The sequence below is a fragment of the Corynebacterium urealyticum DSM 7109 genome (genome assembly GCF_000069945.1).
Classification (GTDB): domain Bacteria; phylum Actinomycetota; class Actinomycetes; order Mycobacteriales; family Mycobacteriaceae; genus Corynebacterium; species Corynebacterium urealyticum.
Genome location: NC_010545.1, coordinates 509,061 through 534,475, shown reverse-complemented (window position 1 = coordinate 534,475; position 25,415 = coordinate 509,061). Strand labels below are relative to the sequence as shown.

The following is a 25,415-nucleotide window of genomic DNA, read 5'->3' as shown; positions in this document are numbered from 1 at the left end:
CAGGATATGAGCCCAGCCCAGCAGGACAACAGTTCCCAGCCGGGTCTGAGTTTCGGCACCGCGGGGCTGCGCGCCCCAGTGGGCGTGGGCCCGGATCGGATGAACGTCGCCACCGTCACCCGGGCGACCGCCGGAGTGGCCGACTGGCTGATTGCCCAACATCCAGACCGAGCGGCAGCTGATATCGCCGTAGCGGTCGCCCACGACGCCCGCTACGGCTCTGAGACCTTCGCGCGAGCCACCGCCGAGGTGTTCGCAGCCAAGGGCTTCACCGTCACCTTGTTGGGTGGCAACAACCCCACCCCGGTGCTGGCCTGGCTGGTGCGCGACCGCGGCCTGGACGCCGGCGTGCAGATCACCGCCTCCCACAACCCGAAGGGCGATAACGGCTACAAGCTGTACCTGTCCGGTGGTTCCCAGCTGGTCTCCCCCGCCGATCGCGAGATCGAGGCAGCCATCGCGTCCCAGCCGGCGGCCGAGGAGATCACCCGCTCCCGCAGCGTGCAGCTGGAACTCGGAGCGTCCCAGGGCTACGAATCCGCAATCAGCGCCCCGGTCGTCAGCAGCGAGAACGCGGTGCTCACCGCACGGCGCGCCCTGACCATCGCCTATACCCCGATGCATGGGGTCGGCGGGGACACGTTGGAGTCCGTGCTGCAAGCCAATGGCTTCGCGGATATCCATGCGGTGGCAGCGCAGCGCTGGCCGGACCCGGAGTTTCCGAGCGTGGACTTCCCCAACCCGGAGGAGCCCGGCGCGACTGACCTGCTTCTCGCACTGGGGGCGCAGGTCGGCGCGGACCTACTGATAGCACTCGACCCGGATGCGGATCGCTGCATGATTGGCGTTCCCACCGGGGGCGAGCCGGCCTATCGAATGCTGAATGGCAACGAGGCCGGCCCGCTGCTGGCCCGCCGCGTGCTCTCTAGCGTTGCGGCAGACTCCGCTGCCCCGCCGGTGGTCGCGACGACCTACGTCTCCTCCCAGCTATTGGGTGTCATGGCCCAGGCCAGCGGGTGGGAGTACGTGGAGACAAAGACGGGCTTCAAGCACCTGGCGCGCGCGGCGGAAGGCCGCCCCGGGGAGTTGGCTTTCGCCTACGAGGAGGCCATCGGCACCTGCCCTGCCCCCGGCATCGTCGCCGATAAGGACGGCATCGCCACCGCGCTGATCGCGGCTGCGTGGGCGGCTGAGCTCGCCGCTGCGGGACGGGGCCTGGCGGATGAGCTGGCAGCCATTGAGCAGGAGTTCGGTTGCTTCCGCTCCAGCCAGCTGTCGATTCGTTTGGAGTCGATTGCGCAGGCCACGGACGTCATTAAAAAATTCGCGGCCGCACCGCCGGAAAACCTGGCGGGGGCCGCGATGAGCGCCGAACTGCTGGGCGAAGCAGCCACGGAGGGCCTGCGCCTGGTGGGCGACGCGGATGACGTGGCGCTGCGGGTCGTCGCCCGACCGAGCGGGACGGAGCCGAAGGCGAAATTCTATCTGGAGGCCGTGGGCGAGGCCGCGGACCGCGAGCAGGTAGAGGCGGCGCTAGCGGCTCTCGAGGTCGATATTCCGCGGGCCGTAGAGGCGGTCGCCGGCGTCTCCTAGGCCCGGATCGATGTAGGCGTTCTCGTCGAGCGCCGGGTCGATCGTGGCGGTGACGAGCTTGCGTACCGGCAGGCCGGAGTTCACCAGCTTGTCCACGCCCGGCTGTGCGGAGACCATGCACACGCAGGTGATATCGTCCGCCCCGTGCTCGACGAGCAGCTCCACAGCGTTGAGGAGGGAGCCGCCGGTGGCGAGCATCGGGTCGACCAGCATGACGGGCTGGCCGGAGAGGTCATCCGGCAGGGCTTCGAGGTACGGGACCGGCTCGTGGGTCTTCTCATCGCGGGCCAGGCCGATGAAGCCCACCTGGGCGTCCGGGATCATAGAGAGGGCCGGGTCGATCATACCGAGGCCGGCGCGGATGATGGGGACGATGATCGGGGGGTTCTTCAATCGGTGCCCTTCGGCGGTGGAGACGGGGGTTTCCACGTCGAAGGATTCGGTCTCGAGGTCGTTGCTGGCCTCGTAGATCAGCATCGCACCGAGGTCCGCGAGGGCGTCGCGGAAGACAACGTTGTTGCTGCGGGCGTCGCGCATAATCGTCAGACGGGCGCGCACGAGAGGATGATTGACCACCTTGATGTCCATGACTCCAAATCTACGTTAAGCACCGGGCACGCGAGAAAATTGACATGGACGGGAACCAAATGACCGTCCCCGTTGTCTAATACCTCTGAGTTGCTTCACGCACCGAGACGATTCAGGAAGATTCAGGGGGAACAATGGTGCCTTTGACGAACGGTACTGGGCGAAACGGCACTGGGGGACGCAGTGGGGAACGCAGTGACGGCCAGGTGATCGCAGAGCAGGAGCGGATTCAATCAGCGGCGCAGGAGGCGCGGGCGGTGGCGGAAGGACTGGCGGCGACAGCCCCTCCCCACACACCGCACGTAGAGCTGCCCTTCCTGCCGGAGCTGGGGAGCTTCCTGGCTGCACTGCAGCAGGCCCGGGCACGGCACCACGAGGCCACCGGGGAGTTGGCGAGGTTCTATCAAGGTGCGGCAGGCGCGTTGGATGAATTCCGGGGGCGCGTGGACGAACATGAGCAGGCCGCCCAAGCTGGCTTCGCCGCCCTCGAGGGAGGTGTTCGGTGATGAGTGCACCTGTATTGGCACCAGCTGGAGGGGCTGTGATCGAGGAAGTGCTCGGCTCCGCGCTTGGGCAGGTGGCTGGCTCCTTGTTCAGCGGGGGTGGCTGCGTTCCGGATTTTCTGGGGCTTGTGGAGCCCATCGCGGCCCTGATCCCACAGCCACTGCAGCCAGGAGTCTCCGCGCTGCTGGGCTCCGGGGTCAGCGGGCTTGCCGGGGAGGTGATCCGGACGGTCGGCTCGGCTGTGCTCGGGGAGGCCGGTGGGGCGATGGCCGCCAAGTTCGTGCAAGGCTCGGAGGCGGTAGACCTCGTTGAGGAGGTCCGGCAGGAGCTGGATGCGGTCGCCGCGCGCGGGCAACAGGCCATCCTGGCGGCGATCGAGGATATCGGAGCGATCGCGATGGAAGCTCTGGCGGAGATCGGCGCGACGGTGAACCCAGTGCAGCTGCTCGGCCCGACTGCGCCGGTGGCGCTGGCGAAGGCACAGGCCATCGCTTGCAAGCACCTGGGCCGGGCGGAGGCCCGCGTGCAGTCGCTGGGCCAGGAGTTGCTGGGTCTGGCGAAGGAGGCCACGGCCACCGCGGTACCGGCGGAGGCGATCCCAGCAGCACCCGCGCCGTCCGAGGGGTCGAACGAGGCGCCTGCCGCACCGGCGAACGCGGGCAGTACCGCAGCATCCGGGGTGGCTCGCGGTGGCGCGGCTGTAGATTCCAGCGATGCTGCGGATTCCGGCGACGCTGTGGCGGGCGCCCCGACCGAAGCGGCGGCCAAGGCCGTGGCCGCGGCGAAGACCCAGCTGGGCACCCCCTACGTGTGGGGTGGCACCACACCGGGGCAGGGCTTCGACTGCTCCGGCTTCGTTCAGTGGGCCTACGGGCAGGCCGGGGTGGAGCTGCCACGGCTGGCCGATCAGCAAGCGGTGGGCCCGCAGATCCCGATGGACCAGGTACAGCCCGGGGACCTGGCGGTATGGGACGGCCACGTGGCGATGGTCATTGAGGACGGTCAGCTGATCGAGGCCGGTGATCCGGTGGGTATTAGCCCGATCCGCACGGAGAATATCGGCATGGGTTTCCACGGTTTCTACCGCCCCACCGGCTAGCTGGGGCTAGTCTGTGGGCACTGAGAAGCTTCGCCGAAATAGTTCGCAGAAGAACTAGTTCACGCAGAACCGGTTCAACAAAGGGGGATTTCAGAACATGGGTGGGGTGCATTCTTCCCGGGGCATTCCGGGCTTGGCGCGGATCGTCACGCAGCCAGAGGAGCAGGAATATCTGGAGGCGCAGTTCCTGGGCACACCCCCTGCGGTGGTGCCGAAGGTGCTCGACGCCCGGCTTCGCAATGTCGAGGCTATGAGTTCCGATCCGGCCGGGTAGAATCCGCAATCATGGCAGCTTCCAAACCGACAACGTTTAAACCAAACCAGCTTGTGACGCTGAAGATGGAGACCACCAGCGGCACCTGGTACACCGTCTGGGCCCCGCTGTGGGTCGTCAGGGGCGAAAAGTGGCAGGCATTCCTGGGTAAGGACGACACGATCTCCGTGTTCTCCTCCCCCGCCGAGCTCCACGCCCACGTTGTCGGCAGCAACGACCACGTGCTCGCCGAACACCCGAAGTGGCAGGAGTTCAAGGCGGACGCTGACGCCCAGATGTCGGCGCAGAAGATCCAGGAGATCTCCCTGATCGAGGCTCCGAACCAGCTGGCCGGCCGGGCGAGCTACGAGAACGTCCGGGACGTCGGCCGCGCCTACCGCCTGCTGCAGTCCATCGGCGGTGTCGCTGGCATCGAGTCGATCAACAAGTGGTTCGGCTCCTACTCCATGCTGCAGAACGTCTACCGCGGCGCGGACCACTACTCCGGCCAGAACGGCGTCGAAGAGTGGACCGCGATGGGCCGCATCGTGCTCGGCGCGTGGGCGGAGATGCTCGACGACCTCGAGGACGGACTCACCGAGGTCGAGGTGGCCGAGGATGCCGTCACGGAGTCCCAGAAGCGCATCGACGCAGTAGAAAAGGCCGCAGCCGATGCCAGCGCTGCTGCCGCGAAGAAGCGCGAAGATGCCGCTGCGGAGAAGTCCGCTGCTGGTCACGCCGCGGACGAGGAGACCGACCCGTACGACAAGACGGTGTGGGCACAGGCCGGTATCGACCCGATCCGCATCTCTCTAAACGGCCAGCGGGTCTACACCCTGCGCTGCTACGTCGACGGCAAGCCGGTGTTCCTGGGCCGCCACGGCCAGATCAACACTTTCCCCAACCCTCGCTCCTTGGTGCGCTGGCTCATCGACGCCCCGCAGCACGACCTCGAGGAGATGGAGACCTGGGGCGAGATCGTCCAGGCCGCGAATGCCGGCGAGTTGGAGGTCACGGTTCACGACATGAACCAGTACACCTTCACCGGGCTGCGCGAGGACATCGCCAAGTCCGTGGACGCGGTGGATCCGAAGCAGCTGAGCCGCGCATATGAGCTGCTGGCCGACGCCGCCGACTGGGCGGGCGATGACGCCGTAAACAAGGTCCTGGTCGGCTTCCCGCGCCTGCAGACCTACATCGCCTACGTCACGGGCTCCCCGTCGAGTACCACCCCGACCGCACCCTTCGATGAAGAGGTGCGTGGCTGGAAGCAGCTGGAGGAAGACCTCATCAAGCGCTTCAGCAAGTTCTAGTGTGAGTCGCTAGCTGCCTTCAGGAAGCTAAAAGGGCGCCTGACGAAAGGATGATCTTTCGTCAGGCGCCCTTTTCACATCGGTGTGCCTTGTACCGTCCGCCCCGCCCCAGCAGCCAGCCGTGGCGGCTAGCTGCGCAGCTCGTGGCTCAGCGCGTCCAGCTCCCCACCACCGGACATCTCCACGGTCAACTCCTCCAGCGTCACGTCCGCCAGGTCAGCGTTCATCACCTGCTGGCCCATGTTGAGCATCATGAAGCGATCCCCCACCAGGTAGGCGTGGTGCGGGTTGTGGGTAATGAAGATGACCGCCACCCCGGAATCCCGGGCCTTCTTCACGAAGCGCAGCACCATGCCGGATTGCTTCACACCCAGCGCCGCGGTGGGCTCGTCCAGGATCAGCACGCGCGCGCCGAAGTAGATCGCCCGGGCGATCGCCACAACCTGCCGCTGGCCACCGGACAGCGTGCTGATCGGCACCTCCACGTCCGGCAGATCCACGCCCATCTTCTGCAACTGCTCGGCGGTAATCTTGCGCATCTCGTCGGCCTTCAGCCGCCCCAGCGCGCCGGTGATCTCCTGGCCGAGGAAGAAGTTCCGCCACACGGACATCTGCCCCACCACCGCGAGATCCTGATACACGGTGGCGATCCCCCGGTCGAGGGCGTCCTTCGGGTTGCGCAGCCGTGCGGGCTGCCCGTCGATCAGCATCTCGCCGCCGGTGGGCTGGTGCAGCCCAGAAAGCGCCTTAATCAGCGTGGACTTACCGGCGCCGTTATCGCCCAGCACGCAGGTCACGGTGCCGGGGCGGATCTCCATATCGATCCCCTTGAGCACCAGCCGCTCGCCATAGGCCTTCTCCAGGCCGCGCATCTCGATGATCGGCGGGGTGGCACCGTCCTCGGCGCCGGGGACGTCCTTATCAGCAGCGCCGTCAACAACAGCATCCTTATCGACGATGATGTCGCCTACCGCGCCCGTCCCGGTCGACGTCACCGTCGCCGCGTCCTTCCGCTTGCTATCGCGAGTCACTTGGCACCTCCCTGCACCCGAGAGAAGGAATTATTGGTCAGCACGGCCAGCAGCAGCATCGCGCCCAAGAAGAACTTGAACCAGTCCGGGTTCCAGCCGGCGTAGACGATGCCTTGGTTGGTCATGCCGAAGATCAGCGCACCGATGGCCGTACCGATCGCCGTGCCCCGGCCGCCCGTCAGCGAGCAACCACCGATCACGGCGGCGATGATGTACAGGAACTCGTTACCCACGCCCTGCCCGGCCTGGATCGAGTCGAAGGCGAAGAGGTTGTGCATGCCCACGAACCACGCCGAGAAGGCGACAAACATGAACAGGGTGATCTTCACGCGCCGTACGGGGACACCCACGGCGCGGGCGGCGTCGGCGTCCCCACCGACGGCGAAAATCCAGTTACCGAAGCGGGTCTTGAACAGCAACCAGCTGGCCAGTGCCACGAACAGTAGCCACCACACCACGGTGATCTGCACGTCCACACCGAAGACCTCGAAGCTGGAGGCGAAGAACGCCTTGGCGGAGTTGTAGCCCTCCATGTCGGAGATCGTCGGGGTGGCGACCTGCCCGGTGACCAGCTTCGTCACGGCGAGGTTGATGCCCTGCAGCATGAGAAACATCGCCAGCGTGATAAGGAAGGAATGGATGCCGGTCTTGGTGACCAGGTAGCCGTTGATCGCGCCGATGGATAGCGAAATGATCAGGGAGAGGAACACGCCCGTCCACGAGTTCAGCCACAGGTTGTAGTTCAGCATCGTGGCGGCGAGCGCGGCGGTGGTCACGGCCACGCCGGAGGAGAGGTCGAATTCGTCGCCGATCATCAGCAGCCCCACGCCGAGGGCGATGATGCCCAGCGTGGAGCTGGAGTACAGCACGGTGGCGAAGGCATCCGCGCTGCGGAAGGCCGGGGCGAGGATCATGAACAGCGCGAAGATGAGGATCGCGCCGACCAGGGAGGTCAGCTCGGGGCGCTTGAAAGCCGCGAGGACGGCGTTCTCCCCGGCCTTGCCTGCGTTCTGTTCCGCTGCGTTATTCGCGTTCTTCTCCGCGGTGTTCTCTTTGTTCAGGGACGACGTCAGGTTCGGCGCCGCCTGGGCATTCTTCTCCGCCGCTGCCGGGCCGGTGCCCTGCTCGGGCTTAGCGTCAGTCATTTAGCGCAGGCCCTCCTTGGCGGCATCCTCGATCTTGTCCACGTTGCTGGCATCCACGAAGGCCGGGCCGGTGAACACGGGCTGGCCGCCACCCGGGATCGCACCATTGCGCTTGGCGAGCCACAGGGCGTCCACCGCGAGGTAACCCTGCAGGTAGGGCTGCTGATCCACAGCCCACTGCACCGTGCCGTCCTTAATCGCGGTGACGAGCTCGGCGTCGGTGTCGAAGGTGACGATCTTGGCATCAGACCCGGCGGCGCGGGCAGAGTTGACGGAGGCCAGGGCCACCGGGGCAACGAGGTTGAGCACCCAGTCGATGCTGCGGTCCTGGGCGAGCTTCGCCTGAACCGTGGAGGTCACGCTGGTCATATCCATGCCGTTGACGTAGAGGGTCTCCAGCGTGCCGCCGCCCTTGGCCTGGAGGGCCTTCTTGGCACCGCCGCAGCGGGCTTCCTGGGAGGGGTTGCCCTGCTCGTGGATCACGCAAAGCACCTTCTTCGCGCCATCCTTGGCCAGCCGCTCGCCCGCGGCCTCACCGGCGACGTGCTCGTCCTGGCCGAAGAAGGCGGACACCCCGTAGCGCTGATAGTGGCTCATTCCGGAGTTCAGGCCGACGGTGGGGATACCCTGCTCGGTGGCGCGGCGGGCGATGGGGCCCAGCGCCTCGGCGGTGGGCATGGTGAGCGCGATGCCGTCGACCTGGGAGTCGATGGCGTTGCGCACGAGGTTGGCCTGGTCGGGCGCCTGCGGGGAGCTGGCGTAGCGCAGCTCGATGTTGTTCTTCTTCGCGGCGTCCTCGGCGCCACGGCGGACCAGATCCCAGAAGGTATCGCCGGGTGCGCCGTGGCTGATCATCGCGACGGTGTAGCGGGGAGTGTCGACGCCACCGGCCGCGCCGCCCTCGCCGTTCGCGTTCTCGCGCGGGCGACCGCCGGTGGCGGAGCAGGCCGCAACCGCGCCCACCGACAGAGCCATGAGCACCGCGAGGGCCCGCTTGAACGCGGTGTTGATTCGGGGATTATTTTTCTGCACGTTTCCCGATTTTTCGCAGGTCAGAGGCCTAAGTCAAACCGCGAGCGGGCCTTCTGAATCCTTCAAGACGCGCTGTACTGCATCGATACCGCGCCGATACGCCCCGCCCCGCGGCACCACGGGCGTGGGGCGCGGTCGGCGGGACGTCGTGGTTACTACTTCTCCGCGGAGCCCTCGTCGGCGGAGTCCTCGTCGCTACCGGGCTCGTCGTCGAGGCTCAGACCGAGCTGCTCCAGCTCTGCCTTGAGGTTCTCCATGGACAGCTCCAGGTTGGCGTCCTCCCCGAGTGCGCCTGCCGCACCGTTCGGGCTGTGCAGGCCCTGCAGTCCCGCGGAGATGCCCTGCCCCGGCCCGCCAATGTGCTCGTGATCATGGCCCGCGTGATCGTGCTCGTGATCATGAGCAACACCCGCGCCAGCCGCGGTGCTCAGGCCGAGCTCCTCCCCCAGCTTCGCGTAGGCCGGGTAGATCACGGTTTGCTCCAGCTCGGCGCGCAGCGGGGCATCACAGAAAGCGTGATCCAGCGCATTGGTGGTCAGCTCCAGCATCTGCCAGTACTCCAGGTCGAAGACCTCCGCGAGGCGCTCGAACTCCTGAGTCATCGTCGTGCCGGAGACCAGGCGGTTATCGGTGTGCACCGTGCACACGAAACCCAGCTCGTAGAGCAGGTTGAAGGGGTGATCGGCGATTTCTTCGGCAACACCGGTCTGGGTGTTGGAGGTCGGGCAGATCTCCAGCGGAATGCCCCGGTCGCGCACGTGGCGGGCTACCGGCCCCAGCTCGATGCCGGAGAGGGTCGCGTTGAGATCCTCGTAGATGCGCACGCCGTGGCCCAGGCGGAGGGTGCCCTGCACCAGCGCATCCTTGATGGACTCCACGCCCGCGGCCTCGCCGGCGTGGATGGTGAAGGGAACGAGGTTCTCGCGCAGCAGCTGGAAAGCCTCAGCGTGGTTGGCGGCCGGGAAGCCGTCCTCCGCGCCCGCGATATCGAAGCCGACCACGTAGCCCTCGCCCGGGCTGGAGATCGGGTAGTTATCCACGGTCAACTGCGCGATCTCGGTGGCGCGGTCGGCGTGCCGCATGGCGCACAGGATCAGACGGGCGTGGATGCGCTTGCCCTTCGCGGCGGCGGCGCGCTCGCCCTCCTTCGCGCCCTGCACGGTGGCCTCCACGACCTCCTGCAGGCTCAGCCCGTTGGCCTGGTGCTGCTCGGGGGCATAGCGCAGCTCGGCGTAGACCACGTTGTCCGCGGCCAGGTCCTCGACGGCCTCGCGGGTGACGCGCACCAGCGCTTCCTTCGTCTGCATGACGGCGGTGGTGTGGTCGAAGGTGGTCAGGTACGTCGGCAGGTCGCCCGAGTTCGCGGCGTCGTAGAACCACTTCTCGAGCTCCACCGGGTCCGTCGTGGGCAGCTCGTAGCCGATCTCGGCGGCCAGCTCCACGATCGTGGCTGGCCGGAGGCCGCCGTCCAGGTGGTCGTGGAGCTCGACCTTGGGCAGGGATGCAATGACGTCCGAATCAATCATGGGGCACAGCTTACTCGGCAGCTGTGCCCCATGGTGGTGGGCGGGAGGTCTAACCACCCCGCCATGTGAAGCCCGGTGAGGAAACCGGCGACTTATTTGAAGATCGAGCGGATGGCCCCACCCAGGACCACGCCCACGGCAGCCCCGAGGCCGACCAGCCCGGCGCGGCCGGCGTCGGTGGAGCCGGTGCGAACCTCCTGGCGAACGCGGATCACCGCTGCCGGCGGCACCGGCGGGGTCATCATGGCCAGGGACTCCGGCGTGGTGGCTGCCCACGCGGAGCAGTACAGGGTGATGCGCCAGATGAAGTAGAACAGCACCATCACACCGATGATCGGACCGAAGGCAGCGCCCGCCGGGTTGCTCAGCGCGTTGGAGAAGAACATTGTGGCGAACTGCTTGAAGACCTCGAACGCGACTGCGCCGATGATGGCCGCCTTGAAAGCGGACTTGCGCGGCACCTTCGCCCGCGGCAGGTAGACCATCAGCCAGAAGAAGACCAGCAGGTTGGCCAGCAGCGCAACGACCAGAGCCACGAGGAAGGTAATGAATCGGATGCCCGGGACCTCGTCCAGCCCCACCACGCCAAGCAGCTTCTCGGTGAGCCCCGAGTTACCGATGGTGGTGACGGCGAAGGCCACGACCAGGGCGAGGAGCAGACCCAGCAGGCCCAGCAGGTCGGAGAGCTTGCCCTTGATGAAATTCTCCGGGCTGTTATCGACCTTCCACATCTCGGAAGCACCAATGCGCAGGTGATTCATCCAACTCAGGCCAGACCACAGGGCCAGCAGAAGACCGATGGAGAACACGGACTTACGCTGATCGATCGCACCCTCGACGATGGTGCCCAGGGTGTCGCCCATCTCGCCGCTGCCCATGGAGGTCACCTGATCCATGACCTTGTCCAACAGTTCCTGGTTATTCGCCAGGATGATCGCGACTGTTGCCAGCACGAGCATGGTCAGCGGGAAGATGGACAGGACGGAGAAGTAGGTAATACCCGCGGCGAACTGGTTGCCGCCCTGCTCGCCGTAGCGCTCGTTCATCCGCATGATGTGGTCGAACCACGGCCACTTGTCGCGGAGCTTGACCAGCGCCCCTTCGTCGTCTTTGCGGCTGCGCTCCACGCCGTAGGCATCGAGCTTGTCATAGTCGGGCGTCGTTGATGTTTTCGCCATCAGCGCGTCCATCCTTCCTTGGGCAGGCTGTCGGGGCTTCGGGTTGTCGATCCGGGGTCGGATCATTTCGTGGCACGCGCCGGACGGCAGTTGGCCGACCTGGGCACGTACCTCATTATGTCGTTTTAAGATTCGCGGTGTGCCGGTTTAGGGCTTTGGCAGGAAGCCGACGCGGTCGTAGACCTGCTCCACCGTCTTCGCAGCGATCTCGCGGGCACGCTCCGCACCCTTGGCCAGGACGCGCTCCAGCTCCGCGCGGTCGTCCATGTACTCGTTGTACTTCTCGCGCAGCGGGGAGCAGAAGGCCTCGAGTACCTCGGCGGTGTCCTTCTTCAGGTCGCCGTAGCCGGAGCCGGCTTCCTGGTACTGGGCGACGAGCTCGTCGATGCTCTTGTCACCGAGGGCGGACTGGATGACCAGGAGGTTGGACACACCCGGCTTGTTCTCGACGTCGTAGCGGATCTCGTTGTCGTTATCCGTCACCGCACTCCGGATGCGCTTGGCGGAGACCTTCGGCTCATCCAGCAGGTTCACCAGGCCACGCGGGTTCTCGGCGGACTTGCTCATCTTCGCGGTCGGGTTCTGCAGGTCGTAAATCTTCGCCGCGCCCTGCGGGATCATGCCCTCCGGCACCACGAAGGTCTTCTTGTAGCGGGAGTTGAAGCGCTCCGCGAGGTTGCGGGTCAGCTCCAGGTGCTGGCGCTGGTCCTCCCCCACTGGCACGAGGTGCGGGCGGTAAAGCAGGATGTCCGCGGCCATGAGCATCGGGTAGGCGTAGAGGCCGGAGGTGGTGTTCTCATTGCCCTGCTTGCTGGACTTGTCCTTGAACTGGGTCATGCGGCGGGCTTCACCGTCACCGGTGATGCACATCAGCACCCACGCGAGCTGGCTGTGTTCCGGGACGTGCGACTGCACGAAGAGGGTGGAGCGATCCGGGTCGATGCCTAGCGCGAGTAGCTGCGCGGCACCGGCGAGGGTGCGGTTGCGCAGGTCCTTCGGGCTATATCCCGGCACGGTGATGGCGTGCTGATCCGGGATGAAGTAGAAGGCGTCGTAGTCATCCTGCAGGGTAATGAACTGCTTGACCGCCCCGAGGTAATTACCCAGGTGGTAGGAATCGCTGGTGGGCTGGAGGCCGGAAACGACGCGCTGCTTCTTCGCGCCGTTAGGGCTCTGCTGTGGGTTTTCGCTGCTTGTCATGTTTTCTAATGCTACTCACCAGGTTTCGGCGGCGTGTCGCCATCCCCCTGTCCGTGGCAATCGCAGCCACATTCCTTGTCGACGTCCCCCTCGGGCGCCGGTTGTCCGCCGGTCTGTGGATTTTTTCCTGTGGCGGTCTCGCCCGGGTCTTCGCCGTGGTGACGGTGCCGCAGCCCGGCGATCCCCTCCGTGATGCGCAGCTGGCGTGGGCCTGCGGGGCGCAGTTCCCGGGCCTTGTTCAGCAAACGGTTGGACAGGCTGTGCTCCCGGTCGCGGGTGAACTCACGCTCCTGGTACTCGAAGACAGGCAGGGACCAGTGGAAGAAGATGGCGCACAGCCGCAGGCCGAAGGTGAATGCGAGGACGATGATCGCGTTAACGTTGTCGTTCACCCCGGCGGCGTTGAGCGCCAGGTACAGGATGGACCCGGAGACCGCGACCGAGGCGTAGAGGTCCCCCTGGAAAACCAGAGGGACGCGGTTACTCATGATGTCGCGGAGCACTCCGCCGAAAACCCCGGTGAGCACCGCCGCGACGATTGCGATGAGCGCCCCATGCCCAGCGCCCAGGGCGATCTGCGTGCCGAGCACCGTGAACACAGATAGCCCGACGGCGTCGAGGATGAGGAAGACCCAGTGGAAGTAGGTCATCATCACGGGGATCGCCACGGTGATGAACGCAGCGACGAGCACAAAGACCAGGTAGATCGGGTTTTCCACCCACACCAGCGGGTAGTTCCCCAGCAGCACGTCGCGGACGGAGCCGCCACCGATGGCGGTCACGCAGGCGATGATGGCCACGCCGAAGAGGTCCATGCGCTCTCGGCCGGCGGCCAGGGCTCCGGTCGCGCCTTCGGCGGTGATGCCGATGACGAAGAGGACGATCAGGAACATGCCGTCTCCCGGTGGGTTTAGCGGAACTCGAGGATCACGGGGCTGTGGTCGGACCAACGCTGGTCGTAGGTGGGTGCCTTGTCCACCCGGGCGACGGTAGTGTGCTCCAGCAGCCCGCCGGTGACGGCGTGCAGGTCGATGCGCCAGCCCGCGTTCGTGTCGAAGGCCTTGCCGCGGTAGCTCCACCAGGAGTACGGGCCGTCCTCGTCGGGGTGGAGGTGGCGCACGGCGTCGTGCCAGCCTGGCTGGGTGGCGGCTCCTGCCGCGATGCGGGCCTGGGCGAGCTCGCCGGGCTGGTAGTCCACCGCACCGAAGAAGTCCTCGGCCGCCCCGGCAGGATTACCGGCCCGGCCGGAGTCCTCCGCGTCCCCCACCTGTGTTGCACCATCCGGGTAGGTGCCGAGCACATGGTCGAGGAAGGCACGCTCGGCTGGCAGGAAGCCGGACTTATTGCGGTTGGGCTTCCAGTTCTTTAGGTCCGCGCGGCGGTGGCAGATATTCCAGTCGCCACCGATGAGCATCTGCTGGCCACCAGCCTCGGCAGCCGCTGCGCGCTGGTGCATGAAGGGCGCGAAGGCATCCAGGAAGCGGAATTTCTCGTCCTGCTTCTCGGTGCCGCTGGCACCACTGGGCAGGTAGAGGGAGGCCACGGTGATCGGCTGGGTGCTTCCCCCGACCTCGGCGTCGACGGTGGCCTCGATGTAGCGGCCAGAGCCGTCGAACTCGCGGGCGGCTTCCTCGGCGCCCGGGTACTCCGGGTTGGCCTCGTGGCCGAAGCCGATCTGCACGTCCTGCAACGGCAGGCGCGAAAGGATCGCCACCCCGGCCCGCCCCTTGGCCGCAGCTGGAGCCTGAGCGAGATGCCAGCCATCCTCCAGGGCGGGCGCGATCGCCTTAGCGGTCTGCGCTTCGTCGGCGCGGACCTCTTGCATCAGCACCACATCAGCCGGGTGGGCGGCCAACCACGGGAGAATGCCCTGGTTGTTCTCGTGGCGCACCTTCGCGGCGGCCCTGATTCCGTTGACGTTAACCGTAGCGACTGTAAAACCCATGCCCACCAATATAGGCCGTGGCCCGGACACACCAGCAGCCGCGTAGCGGACGGGCTAGGCGGCGGCGAGCTGGCGACGTCGTAGCAGGAAGGCCAGCAGCCAGACCACCGCACCGGTGGCAGCCAGCGCCGCGCCCGCGAAGGCGGGGGCAGCGTAGCCGAAGCCAGCGCCAATGACCGCGCCACCGATGGCAGCACCAGCAGCGTTGGCCATATTCAGCGCAGAGTGGTTGAGGGCCGCGGCGAGGTTCTGGGCGTCCCGGGCGACGTCCATCAGGCGGGTCTGCAGGCTTGGGACCAGGCAGGAGCCCAGGAACCCGATGAGGCCGAAGTTGGCGATGCCTGTGATGGCATTGGTGGAAGTGAAGTAGAACGCTCCAAGCACCACGATGAGGCAAATGAGGCTGCCGGCGATGGTGTACTCCAGGTTCCGGTCGGCGAGCACTCCGCCGAACCACGTGCCAAAGACCATGCCGATTCCGTAGGCCATCAACGGGATCCACATGAGGGCTTCATTGAACCCGGCGCGTTCGGTCAGCGTCCAAGAAATGTAGGTATAGACCGCGAACATGCCGCCGAAGCCGACCGTGCCAATCGCCAGGGTGAGCAGCACCTGCGGGTTGATCAGGGCACCGAGCTCGGTGATCGGGTTACTCTTCGGCATGAGAGTCATGTGTGGCAGGGAAATATACAGCGCTACGAAGGTCACCAGGCCGATCACGGCGACCAGCAGGAAAGCGAAGTTCCAGCCGAAATGGGTGCCCAGCCACTGTGCGGCGGGCACGCCCGCGACGGTGGCTACGGAGAGCCCCAGCCCGGAGAAGGCCACGGCCTTGCCGCGCTGCCCCGGCGGGGCCATCGAGGCGGCGATGAGCGCGGTGACGGAGAAGTAGGCGCCGTGCGGCAGGCCGGCGATGAAGCGGCTGAGCAGCAGCATGTTATAACTGCTGGCCAGCACAGTCAGGCCGTTACCGATCGTGAAGGCGATCATGAGCACCAGCGCCAGTCGGCGGCGCGGAACGGTACTGGTCAGCGTGGTGATCAGCGGCGCACCCACCACCACGCCGAGGGCGTAGGCGGAGATGACGTGCCCGGCGGTGGACTCCGAGATCTGGAAGTCCTCGGCGATGAGGTTCAGCAGCCCCATCGCCACGAACTCGGTTGTGCCGATGCCGAAGCCACCGAGCGCGATGGCCAGCATGGTGATGATCCTCCTGCGGTTGCCCATGGTGGTTTGTGTTGGCACGGGGCGGCGGTTCGGCATGGTTGGCACGGGGCACGCTTTCTTAATATTTTCGGCTGGGCTGGATGAATGCGAAGTAACGAAAAAGAATCAATATTTTTAATAACTTTTTTTCGCCTTTCGCAAGCGAAGTTGCGACAGTACCCGTATGATTCATGATTTTTCTACTTCACGTAAGCTGGGTGGCACGATAAAAATCGAGTGACTTTAACGGTTCACCGAAGACGAAGTGAAAGCAGGGAGATACCGCCTTATGGCCAAGATCATTTACACCCGTACCGACGAGGCCCCACTTCTGGCCACGTATTCACTGAAGCCGATCGTGGAAGCTTTTGCATCGACTTGTGGCGTGGACGTGGAAACGCGTGACATCTCGCTGGCAGGTCGTATCCTGGCCGCTTTCAACGATAAGCTCCCGAAGGAGCAGCAGGTCAACGACGCCCTCAAGGAGCTCGGCGAGCTGACCCAGTCCCCTGAGGCCAATATCCTTAAGCTGCCGAACATCTCCGCATCCGTTCCGCAGATGCGCGCAGCCATCGGCGAGCTGCAGAAGGCGGGCTACGACCTGCCGGACTTCCCTCTCGAGGTCAACACCGAGGAGGAGAAGGACGCCTACGCCCGCTACAGCTCCGTGATGGGCTCCGCCGTAAACCCGGTGCTGCGCGAGGGCAACTCCGACCGCCGTGCGCCGAAGGCCGTGAAGAACTACGTGCGCACCCACCCGCACACCATGGGTGAGTGGACCGCCGAGTCCAAGACCAATGTTGCGACCATGGAGGCCAACGACTTCCGCCACAACGAGCAGTCCGTCATCATGCCGGCCGAGGATGACCTGCGCATCCAGCTGGTGAAGGCCAACGGCGAGACCACCGTGCTTCGCGACTCTCTGCCGGTCCAGAAGAACGAGATCGTGGACTCCACCGTCCTGCGCGCTGACGCGCTCGACGAGTTCCTGCGCGCCCAGGTCTCCCGCGCGAAGGCTGAGGGCGTGCTGTTCTCCGTGCACCTGAAGGCCACGATGATGAAGGTCTCCGACCCGGTCATCTTCGGCCACGCCGTGCGCGCTTACTTCTCCGACGTCTACGAGCAGTACGGCGAGCAGCTGCTGGCTGCTGGCCTCGACGGCGAGGACGGCCTGGCTGCCATCCTCGACGGCCTGTCCGAGCTGGACAACGGCGAGGAGATCCGCGCTGCATTCGACAAGGCTCTCGAGGACGGCCCGGATCTCGCGATGGTTAACTCCCACCGCGGAATCACCAACCTGCACGTCCCGTCCGACGTCATCGTCGACGCTTCCATGCCGGCCATGATCCGTGACTCCGGCAAGATGTGGAACAAGGACGACGCCCGGCAGGACACCCTGGCCGTACTGCCGGACTCCTCCTACGCAGGCGTGTACCAGGTCGTCATCGACGACTGCCGCAAGAACGGTGCCTTCGACCCGACCACGATGGGCACCGTCCCGAACGTTGGCCTGATGGCACAGAAGGCTGAGGAGTACGGCTCCCACGACAAGACCTTCAAGATCGAGGCGGACGGCAAGGTCCAGGTCCTCAACAAGGCCGGCGACGTGCTCATGGAGCACGAGGTCTCGGAGGGCGACCTGTGGCGCGCCTGCCAGGCCAAGGACATCCCGGTTCAGGACTGGGTGAAGCTGGCCGTCGAGCGTGCCCGCAAGACCGGCGACCCGGCCGTCTTCTGGCTGGACCCGGAGCGCGCCCACGACCGCAACATGGCAACCCAGGTCGAGAAGTACCTGAAGGACCACGACACCGAGGGCCTGGATATCCGCATCCTCTCCCCGGTCGAGGCCTGCCAGCTCTCCGTGGACCGCATCCGCGAGGGCAAGAACACCATCTCCGTCACCGGTAACGTGCTGCGTGACTACCTGACCGACCTGTTCCCGATCCTGGAGCTGGGCACCTCCGCGAAGATGCTCTCCATCGTTCCGCTGATCGCGGGCGGTGGCCTCTTCGAGACCGGCGCTGGTGGTTCTGCACCGAAGCACGTCGAGCAGCTGACCGAGGAGAACCACCTGCGTTGGGACTCCCTGGGCGAGTTCCTGGCGCTGGCCGAGTCCCTGCGCAAGCTGGCCGACACGGATAACAACCCACGCACCCCGGTACTGGGCGACGCGCTGGACGTTGCCACCGAGCGGATCCTGGAGGAGGGCAAGTCCCCGCAGCGCGAGGTCAAGACCCTCGACAACCGTGGTTCCCACTTCTACCTGGCAATGTTCTGGGCTCGCGCCCTGGCCGACCAGAAGGACGACGCCGACCTGGCTGCGCTCTTCGCCCCGGTCGCCGACGCTCTAGAGGCTGCCGAGGACGAGGTCATCAAGGAGCTTAACGACATCCAGGGCAAGGCCGTGGAGCTGGGTGGCCACTACCACCTGGACGAGGAGAAGGCGAACGCTGTGATGCGTCCGGTCGCTGCATTCAACAAGATCATCGACGATCTCGCTGCAGCAGATAACTCCCTGGAGGGCTAGTACCTCTCCCCGACTGGGCCTGGCGAGCTAGAGATAGCGCCGCTAGGCCCAGTTTTTCTTTTCCGCCAGCCGCCCCCCCCAGCCTCGGCCTGGCGGGCTTTAGTTCAGCAGGCGACCGAGCTGCTCATGATGGTGCCCGGGAAGCACCCCGGCGTCGAAAACCTTGCGAGCCGCATCCTTGTCGCCCAATTTGGCGGCGAAGGCCTCCCCCATCGTCACGCCATGCTCCGGCACCGGTCCGAAGCGGACCTCGTCCAGCGGGCGGATGCGGCCGGCGGTAATCACGCGGAAGTAGGATCCGCAGTCGCCGCGCTGCGCGAAGCGCTTCACCCAGCCCTTCTCATCGAGCCAGGCGGCGAAGGTTGCACACGGGGTGCGCGGCACGCTCACCTCGAGCTCAGCGCTGCCTATGGACACGCGCTGGCCGATGTAGACCTCCGACCACTTCACCCCGGCAGTGGTGATGTTCTCCCCGAAGCTGCCGTAGACGAGCTCACGGCCGAGCTCCCCTTCCCAGAAGTCCAGCTCCTCGCGAGCGAAGGCGTAGACGGCCTTATCTGCCCCGCCGTGGTGCTTATCGTCTCCGATCGTGTCCCCCACGACACCGCTGCCGTCACCGTAGTTCGGGCCCGGCGCGAGCACGTCGATGTGCGACTGCGGCAGCTTTTCAATGCCGGTGTTTTCATAGGTTCCGGCGGGGTTGGACTGTGGACGACCAACCGCCACCTGGAGCACGCTCGGCTCTGCGTCAATCAGGAATGCAGCGTCTGTATTAACCATGGTGCAGGTCCTTTCTGGCGCCTTGTGGCCCGATTTTTGCTCGTTGCGCTGGGAGTCTTTCTCAGCCCGTATACCACCCCACCCTAGTGACTCCACGGCACTTGCTGGTGCTACCCGCAAATTTTTTTTTCTCGCCAAAAATATGTTGACCCTCGCTCATTTGCGTCCAACGAGGCGGCGCACATCGGGCCTCGGCGTACCACTTCCGCCGGCAAGACGAACCCGAACCAAGCGGTACCGAAACATCGCCAATATGACCCCACAAGTGCCAATCATCATCCTTCAAAACGCCCAAAAGTAGACCAAGTGGTATAAATTTTTAAACACGTCTGAACTGCGCATTTAAGCCCGCACAACGCCAAAACTAGACAGAGCGGTTTACTTTTTTTCAACGCGGACTATAAAGTGGGTCACCACACAGCGATCGAGCGGCACAATCCACCCGGATCCACCCGGGATCACCACGATTCACAACACCGCCTCGACCACACGAAAGAGACAGGAAAAGCCATGACAAAGTACGACAACTCCAACGCGGCAGAGTGGGGCTTTGCCACCCAGCAGATCCACGCCGGCCAGACTGTGGACCCGACTGGTTCCCGTAACCTGCCGATCCACATGACCACCAGCTACGTCTTCGACAGCGCCGAGCACGCCAAGCAACGCTTCGCACTCGAGGATCCGGGCCCGATCTACTCCCGCCTGACGAACCCGACCGTCGAGGTCCTCGAGAACCGCATCAACACCCTCGAGGGTGGCGTCCACGCTGTCGCATTCGGCTCCGGCATGGCTGCCATCACCGCTGCGTTCCTGAACGTCGCGAACTCCGGTGACCACATCGTCGCCTCCCCGCGCCTCTACGGCGGCACCGAAACCCTGCTTCTCGTTACCCTGCCGCGCCTGGGCATCACCACTACCTTCGTCGAGAACCCAGACGACCCGCAGTCCTGGCAGGATGCAGTGCAGGACAACACCGTCGCCTTCTTCGGTGAGACCTTCGCCAACCCGCAGGCAGATGTCCTGGACATCCCGGAGATCAGCAAGGTCGCCCACGCGAACAAGGTCCCGCTGATCATCGACAACACACTGGCCACCGCAGCACTGGTGAAGCCACTGGAGCTCGGCGCCGACGTCTCCGTCTCTTCCCTGACGAAGTTCTACACCGGTAACGGCTCCTCCATCGGCGGCATCCTCGTCGACGGCGGTAAGTTCGACTGGACCCAGGAGCGCAACGGCAAGCCGGTCTTCCCGGGCTTCGTCACCCCGGATCCGGCCTACCACGGCCTGAAGTACGCCGACCTTGGCGAGCCGGCCTTCGGTCTGCGCGCCCGTGCGGGTCTGCTGCGCGATACTGGCGCCTCCCTCTCCCCGTTCAACGCCTGGCTCGCGATCCAGGGTCTCGACACCCTGAACCTGCGCGTCAAGCAGCACAACGAGAACGCCAAGCAGGTTGCCGAGTTCCTGGACAAGCACCCGAAGGTCGCCAGCGTCGCCTACGCCGGCCTGGAGTCCAGCCCGTGGAACAAGGTCAAGGAGAAGCTGGGCCTGGAGTACACCGGCTCCGTTCTCGCCTTCGACCTTGCCACCGGCGACGCCGATCCACGCGAGGCTGCATGGAAGTTCATCGACTCCCTGAAGCTGCACTCCGACCTCGCTAACGTCGGTGACGTACGTTCCCTAGTCGTCCACCCGGCCACCACCACGCACTCGCAGTCCACCGAGGAGAACCTGCGCAACGCTGGCATCTCCCAGGCAACGGTTCGCCTGTCCGTCGGTATCGAGGACGTCCGCGACATCATCGCCGACCTCGATCAGGGCTTCGAGCAGATTTAACTCACGAGGTTTTCTATGCGCTCCGACTTGCTGCCCGCCTCCGGTACCTACGCTGATATTCCCATCGGCGAGGTGCTCACCGAGGCGGGCGCAAGCATTCCCGAAACCTCACTGCGGCTGTACGCGTTCTACGACGCAGCCGAGCAGGCGGCGGTCCCCACACCGCCGGAGGAGCGCCCCATCGTTTTGATCGAACATGCCCTCACCGGCGACGGTAACGCCGCCGACTGGTGGGCGGACATGGTCGGCGTTGGCAAGCCGATCGACACCGCCAAGTACCTGGTGCTCTGCGCCAACGCGCTAGGCGGTTGCGCAGGCTCCACGGGCCCCAGCTCGCTGCACCCGGAGGGTGGCTTCTGGGGCTCCCGTTTCCCGGGGCTGTCCATCCGCGATCTCGTACAGGCCGAAAAGCAGCTGCTGGATGTACTGGAGATCCCACGGGTCCACGTGATCATTGGCGCCTCCATGGGCGGGGCACGCACCCTCGAGTGGTCGCTGCTCTACCCAGAGATGATGGACGCCATCCTCCCCATCGCCGTCTCCGCCCGCGCCTCCGCCTGGCAAATCGGCATCCAGTCCGCCCAGATCCGCGTGATCGAGGCCGACCCGCTATGGCACGGCGGGGACTACTACGAAGCTGGCATGGGCCCGGTCTGGGGCCTGGGCGAGGCCCGCCGCATCGCGCACCTGACCTACCGCGGTGAGCTGGAGGTCGATGAGCGCTTCGGTGCAGAGCCACAGCAGGGCGAAAACCCACTGGGCAAGTTCCGCTCCCCCGATCAGCGTTTCTCTGTCGAGGGCTACCTGGACCGGCAGGCGATGAAGCTGCGCAACCGCTTCGACGCCGGCTCCTACGTCACCCTGACCGACGCCCTGAACCGGCACGACCTGGGTCGGGACCGTGGCGGCATGAACGCCGCCCTGGGTAATTCCACGGTGCCCACGATGGTCTGTGGCATCGACACTGACATCCTTTACCCCTATCACCAGCAGGAGCACCTCTCCCGCAACCTGGGAACCTTCCTTGGGCTGTCCCAGATCACCTCCCCCACCGGCCACGATGGCTTCCTCATCGAGGCCCGCCAGATGGGCAATGTGCTAGAGAAGTTCCTCGTAACAGCCGAGAAACTGGCCAAGGATCCGGAGCAGCGCGCGAACATCCTGCAGCAGCACCATCACTAAAGGGCAGCCACCGAACAGCCGCTACCCTTGCCCTCCCCAGCGCCGCGCGCCCCTTTCGCGCGGACTCTGCCCGGGTATCCCTAGCTGCCCAGCGTGTCCACGCTGATCGCCAGATACATCATCAACAGCCCCACGCCCCCGGCGAAAAGGCAATCAAATTTACGGCTGCGGACCGCGAAAATCCCCAGCACGTCGGAGTCCACGACCCACCGGATCGTGGCCAAGAACACCAGGCTAGCCCCCATCGCCGTGGTGCCACGCCGCCAACGATCCACCGCGATGAAGAACACCCCCACCGCCAATAGCAGCAAAAACACCCCGATGAGCACCCGCTGGGCGATCACCGGCAACCGAGAGGCGGGCACGTCCCGGTCGTGCGGGTTCGCCAACAGCTTGCGGCGATAGGCGCCGATCTGCGCGGCCTCCGCCCGCTCCTCCGGAGTGTCTGGCATCGTGCCCAGCCCCTCTAGCGCTCTATTCCCCTAGTTCTGGCCCTGCTCAGCGAGCAGCTCGGCGCGCTCCACGACATTGTGGACCAGGAAGGCGCGGGTCAGTGGGCCCACGCCACCCGGGTTCGGCGAGATCGCGCCCGCGACCTCCCAGACATCCGGGTGCACGTCGCCCGCGAGCTTGCCGTCCAGGCGGGAGACACCGACGTCCAGGATCGCTGCACCCGGCTTGACCATGTCCTTGGTCAGCATGTGCGGCTTACCTGCAGCAGCGACGATGATGTCCGCGTTGGTGGTCTCCGCCTTCAGGTCCTTCGTGCCGGTGTGGCACAGGGTGACGGTGGCGTTCTCGCTGCGGCGGGTCAGCATCAGGCCGATCGGGCGGCCAACGGTCACGCCACGACCGATGACGACGACCTTCGCGCCGTCCAGCTCGACGTCGTAGCGGCGCAGCAGGCTGATCGCACCGTTCGGGGTGCACGGCAGCGGGGCGGGCTCATTGAGCACCAGCTTGCCGAGGTTTACCGGGTGCAGGCCGTCGGCGTCCTTGGCCGGGTCGATGCGCTCCAGCACCGCGTTTTCGTCGAGGTGCTTCGGAAGCGGCAGCTGCACGATGTAGCCGGTGCACTCCGGGTCCGCGTTGAGCTCGTCGATGACGGCGTTGAGCTCCTCCTGGGTCACGTCCGCAGGCAGGTCCTTACGGATGGACTTCACGCCGATCTGCTCGCAGTCCTTGTGCTTCATCCGCACGTAGGAGTGGCTCGCCGGGTCGTCCCCGACCAGGACCGTTGCCAGGCCCGGGGTGACCCCCTTGGCCCGCAGAGCGTCGACTCGTTGCTTCAGGTCCGCGAAGATCTCGTCGCGGTACTTCTTTCCATCCAGGGTAATCGCAGCCATGCCCGCCATTATTCCACAGCGCGACCGCTACCCAACCGGCGTGCGCCCCGATTCCCCCACTTCAGGGCGAGTGGCGGAACGCGGGTCACTGCCCGCCTGGGAAGCCGAGTTGCCGCCACGCCTCGTAGGCCGCCACCGCCGCCGCGTTCGACAGGTTCATACTGCGACGGGCCGGCAGCATCGGGATCCGCAGCTGCGCGGTGATCCGGGGGTCCGCCAGGGTTTCCTCGTCCAGGCCGGTGGGTTCCGGACCGAAGAGGAGGACGTCACCGCGGCGGAAGTCCACGTCCGTAAACCAGGTTTTCGCGTGCGTCGTGAAGGCGAAGATCCGGGTCTGCGGCTGCGCGCCAGCTGCCGCCTGCTGTCTGCTCAGCCCGGTCAGGTGCGCGGCCGCAGCCTCGAAATCCTCGTGGAGCTGCACATTCGCCAGATCGTGATAGTCCAGCCCGGCGCGGCGGACGTGCTTCTCCTCGAAGTTGAAGCCCAGTGGGCCCGCCAGGTGCAACGTGGCCCCGGTGCCCGCACACATGCGGATCGCATTGCCCGTATTCGGCGGGATCTGCGGCTGATCAAACAGGATATGGAAGGGCGGTTCGGCGGCCGGCCGGGGCGACGTCGTTAAAGAAGAAGAGCGACCTGCGGCGGAAGCGGGAGTGGAGGGCTGCGAAGACACGCCACTCACCTTAACCGTGCCCGCAGGCGCTGACGGCACCGGAACACGGTAAGAATGGAGGGGAAGAACCCCGACGATCGGGCACGACGCCCATCAGACGATGAAAGAGGTCGATCAGACATGGCTGATGCACCGAAGGACGCAACACCGCAAGGCAAGAAGACCCCGACCGGCGGCACGCAGCGCCCGGTGGACATCACCCTGTTCGGCGCGACCGGATTCGTCGGCAAGATCCTCGCGGGTTGGTTGGCGGAGCACGCGCCGAAGGACGTCACCATCGCGCTGGCTGGCCGCAACCGCGAGAAGCTGGTCTTCCTCAAGCAGCAGCTGCTGACCGTCCACCAGGGCGTGATGGACTGGCGGATCGTGGAGGCGGATGCCTTCGACGAGGACGCCATGACCGAGCTGGCGAAGAACACCCGCGTGGTGATCTCCACGGTGGGCCCGTTCGTGCGTTACGGCGAGGACCTCGTGCGCGCCTGTGCGGAGGCCGGCACGCACTACGTGGACTCCACCGGCGAGGTGCTGTTCATGCGGAAGATGATCGACAAGTACGACGACGTGGCGAAGGCTCACGGGGCGCGCATCATCCACGCCTGTGGCTTCGACTCCGTGCCCTCCGATATCGGCATGCTGCTGATCAGCGAGGCCGCGGCCAAGGATGGTAAGAAGCTGGCCGAGGTGACGAACCTGGTCAGCATGCGCGGGGCGATGTCCGGCGGCACCGTGGAATCCGCACGTGAGCAGTTCCAGGCCGCACAGCGCGACCCGGAGCAGCGGCGCGTGCTGGCCGACCCGTACTCCCTGAGCCCGGCGCGCGAGGCGGAGCCAGAGCTGGGCGAGCAGCCGGACTATGGCGTGCTGCAGACCGAGACTGTCGGCGCCCCGGAGGGCTGGGCCGGTCCTTTCCTCATGGCGTCGGTGAACACCCGCGTGGTGCGCCGCTCCAACGCGCTGAGCGGCTTCAAGTACGGCAAGTCCCTGCGCTACCGCGAGTTCCAGGCCACCGGGCCGGGTCTGAAGGGCCGCGCGCAGGCCTACGCCATGGGCGGGGTGCACCGGACGATGCTGACCGCGATGAAGGCGCCGAAGCTGCGGGACTTCATCTCCCAGTGGGCACCCGAGCCGGGTGAGGGTCCGACGAGCAAGGCGCAGGAGAACGGCTACTTCCGCTGCGTATTCCACGGTTTCGTGAAGCCGAACCCGGCGCCGAACGTGGAGCCGGATTACATCGCCACCCTGTACTCCCAGGGGGATCCGGGATACCGCTCGACTTCCCGGATGCTGGGCACCGCGGCGCTCACGCTGCTCAAGGATGAGGCGGAGCTGCCGGGCGCTGAGGGTGGCGTGCTGACCCCAGCGACGGGCTTGGGCATGGTGTACGTGCGTCGCCTGCGGGAATCCGGGATGCGCCTGGACGTCGCGCGGGGCGGGCTCTACCGCACCTCCACGCCGCAGTAG

23 protein-coding genes are annotated in these 25,415 nt (G+C 65.7%); 9 read left to right on the top strand and 14 right to left on the bottom strand.

All coding sequences use genetic code 11. The annotated features are described in order from the left end of the window. Positions 1–6: 6 nt before the first annotated feature. Entirely contained in the window at positions 7–1,593 is a 1,587-nt protein-coding gene (locus tag CU_RS02200) for a phospho-sugar mutase (protein ID WP_407919465.1), read from the top strand. Here CU_RS02200 and upp read toward each other — a convergent pair. After that, positions 1,534–2,181 carry a uracil phosphoribosyltransferase gene (upp, locus tag CU_RS02195; RefSeq protein ID WP_012359692.1) on the bottom strand — a complete coding sequence of 216 codons (648 nt, stop codon included), beginning with the start codon at positions 2,179–2,181 and terminating at the stop codon, positions 1,534–1,536. The genes CU_RS02200 and upp overlap by 60 nt on opposite strands. A gap of 134 nt (positions 2,182–2,315) precedes the next feature. Between upp and CU_RS02190 the strand changes: the two genes are divergently transcribed. The 4 genes from CU_RS02190 to CU_RS02180 all read left to right on the top strand — a co-directional run bounded on the left by CU_RS02190 (position 2,316) and on the right by CU_RS02180 (position 5,350). Further along, on the top strand, positions 2,316–2,687 hold the full coding sequence (locus CU_RS02190; RefSeq protein WP_012359691.1) for a hypothetical protein: 372 nt from the start codon (positions 2,316–2,318) through the stop codon (positions 2,685–2,687). Next, on the top strand, positions 2,687–3,784 hold the full coding sequence (locus tag CU_RS02185) for a C40 family peptidase (protein WP_012359690.1): 1,098 nt from the start codon (positions 2,687–2,689) through the stop codon (positions 3,782–3,784). The genes CU_RS02190 and CU_RS02185 overlap by 1 nt, the downstream gene beginning before the upstream one ends. A gap of 106 nt (positions 3,785–3,890) precedes the next feature. Beyond that, a complete protein-coding gene (locus tag CU_RS10740; RefSeq protein WP_162470315.1) occupies positions 3,891–4,058 on the top strand; it encodes a hypothetical protein in 168 nt (55 codons plus the stop codon). Positions 4,059–4,069: 11 nt separating this feature from the next. Then, on the top strand, positions 4,070–5,350 hold the full coding sequence (locus CU_RS02180; protein WP_012359688.1) for a hypothetical protein: 1,281 nt from the start codon (positions 4,070–4,072) through the stop codon (positions 5,348–5,350). Positions 5,351–5,478: 128 nt separating this feature from the next. Here the strand turns inward: CU_RS02180 and CU_RS02175 are convergent, their stop codons facing one another. The 9 genes from CU_RS02175 to CU_RS02135 all read right to left on the bottom strand — a co-directional run bounded on the left by CU_RS02175 (position 5,479) and on the right by CU_RS02135 (position 15,670). Then, positions 5,479–6,222 (bottom strand): ATP-binding cassette domain-containing protein, encoded by a 744-nt coding sequence (locus CU_RS02175; RefSeq protein WP_173362332.1) that lies wholly within the window; start codon positions 6,220–6,222, stop codon positions 5,479–5,481. A 155-nt stretch (positions 6,223–6,377) separates the two neighbouring features. Further along, positions 6,378–7,526 (bottom strand): ABC transporter permease, encoded by a 1,149-nt coding sequence (locus tag CU_RS02170; protein WP_012359686.1) that lies wholly within the window; start codon positions 7,524–7,526, stop codon positions 6,378–6,380. After that, positions 7,527–8,501 carry a substrate-binding domain-containing protein gene (locus CU_RS02165; RefSeq protein ID WP_173362331.1) on the bottom strand — a complete coding sequence of 325 codons (975 nt, stop codon included), beginning with the start codon at positions 8,499–8,501 and terminating at the stop codon, positions 7,527–7,529. 212 nt (positions 8,502–8,713) lie between these two features. Next, positions 8,714–10,084: an adenosine deaminase gene (locus CU_RS02160; protein WP_012359684.1), complete on the bottom strand. Its 1,371-nt coding sequence runs from the start codon at positions 10,082–10,084 to the stop codon at positions 8,714–8,716. A gap of 92 nt (positions 10,085–10,176) precedes the next feature. Beyond that, positions 10,177–11,262 carry an inner membrane protein YhjD gene (gene yhjD, locus CU_RS02155; protein WP_012359683.1) on the bottom strand — a complete coding sequence of 362 codons (1,086 nt, stop codon included), beginning with the start codon at positions 11,260–11,262 and terminating at the stop codon, positions 10,177–10,179. Positions 11,263–11,409: 147 nt separating this feature from the next. Beyond that, a complete protein-coding gene (gene trpS, locus CU_RS02150; RefSeq protein ID WP_012359682.1) occupies positions 11,410–12,462 on the bottom strand; it encodes a tryptophan--tRNA ligase in 1,053 nt (350 codons plus the stop codon). 11 nt (positions 12,463–12,473) lie between these two features. Then, complete coding sequence (locus CU_RS02145; RefSeq protein WP_012359681.1) at positions 12,474–13,355, bottom strand: trimeric intracellular cation channel family protein; 882 nt, start codon at positions 13,353–13,355, stop codon at positions 12,474–12,476. A gap of 17 nt (positions 13,356–13,372) precedes the next feature. Continuing rightward, positions 13,373–14,407, bottom strand: coding sequence for an exodeoxyribonuclease III (locus CU_RS02140; protein WP_012359680.1), 1,035 nt, complete (start codon positions 14,405–14,407; stop codon positions 13,373–13,375). 54 nt (positions 14,408–14,461) lie between these two features. Next, complete coding sequence (locus CU_RS02135) at positions 14,462–15,670, bottom strand: MFS transporter (RefSeq protein ID WP_012359679.1); 1,209 nt, start codon at positions 15,668–15,670, stop codon at positions 14,462–14,464. A 232-nt stretch (positions 15,671–15,902) separates the two neighbouring features. Between CU_RS02135 and CU_RS02130 the strand changes: the two genes are divergently transcribed. Further along, positions 15,903–18,140 carry an NADP-dependent isocitrate dehydrogenase gene (locus CU_RS02130; protein ID WP_012359678.1) on the top strand — a complete coding sequence of 746 codons (2,238 nt, stop codon included), beginning with the start codon at positions 15,903–15,905 and terminating at the stop codon, positions 18,138–18,140. Between the two features lie 99 nt (positions 18,141–18,239). Here the strand turns inward: CU_RS02130 and CU_RS02125 are convergent, their stop codons facing one another. Beyond that, positions 18,240–18,920, bottom strand: coding sequence for an MOSC domain-containing protein (locus CU_RS02125; protein ID WP_012359677.1), 681 nt, complete (start codon positions 18,918–18,920; stop codon positions 18,240–18,242). A 510-nt stretch (positions 18,921–19,430) separates the two neighbouring features. Here CU_RS02125 and CU_RS02120 point away from each other — a divergent pair. Together CU_RS02120 and metX are read left to right on the top strand one after the other, a co-directional pair. Further along, positions 19,431–20,753 carry an O-acetylhomoserine/O-acetylserine sulfhydrylase gene (locus tag CU_RS02120; protein WP_012359676.1) on the top strand — a complete coding sequence of 441 codons (1,323 nt, stop codon included), beginning with the start codon at positions 19,431–19,433 and terminating at the stop codon, positions 20,751–20,753. A 15-nt stretch (positions 20,754–20,768) separates the two neighbouring features. Beyond that, positions 20,769–21,935 (top strand): homoserine O-acetyltransferase MetX, encoded by a 1,167-nt coding sequence (metX, locus tag CU_RS02115; RefSeq protein WP_012359675.1) that lies wholly within the window; start codon positions 20,769–20,771, stop codon positions 21,933–21,935. An 80-nt stretch (positions 21,936–22,015) separates the two neighbouring features. Here metX and CU_RS02110 read toward each other — a convergent pair whose 3' ends face one another. The 3 genes from CU_RS02110 to CU_RS02100 all read right to left on the bottom strand — a co-directional run bounded on the left by CU_RS02110 (position 22,016) and on the right by CU_RS02100 (position 23,954). Further along, positions 22,016–22,387, bottom strand: coding sequence for a DUF3017 domain-containing protein (locus CU_RS02110; RefSeq protein WP_012359674.1), 372 nt, complete (start codon positions 22,385–22,387; stop codon positions 22,016–22,018). Between the two features lie 30 nt (positions 22,388–22,417). Continuing rightward, complete coding sequence (locus tag CU_RS02105; RefSeq protein ID WP_095075337.1) at positions 22,418–23,281, bottom strand: bifunctional methylenetetrahydrofolate dehydrogenase/methenyltetrahydrofolate cyclohydrolase; 864 nt, start codon at positions 23,279–23,281, stop codon at positions 22,418–22,420. Between the two features lie 85 nt (positions 23,282–23,366). After that, positions 23,367–23,954 carry a tRNA (cytidine(34)-2'-O)-methyltransferase gene (locus CU_RS02100; protein ID WP_012359672.1) on the bottom strand — a complete coding sequence of 196 codons (588 nt, stop codon included), beginning with the start codon at positions 23,952–23,954 and terminating at the stop codon, positions 23,367–23,369. Positions 23,955–24,074: 120 nt separating this feature from the next. Here CU_RS02100 and CU_RS02095 point away from each other — a divergent pair, with 120 nt between their 5' ends. Further along, complete coding sequence (locus tag CU_RS02095; protein ID WP_012359671.1) at positions 24,075–25,415, top strand: saccharopine dehydrogenase family protein; 1,341 nt, start codon at positions 24,075–24,077, stop codon at positions 25,413–25,415.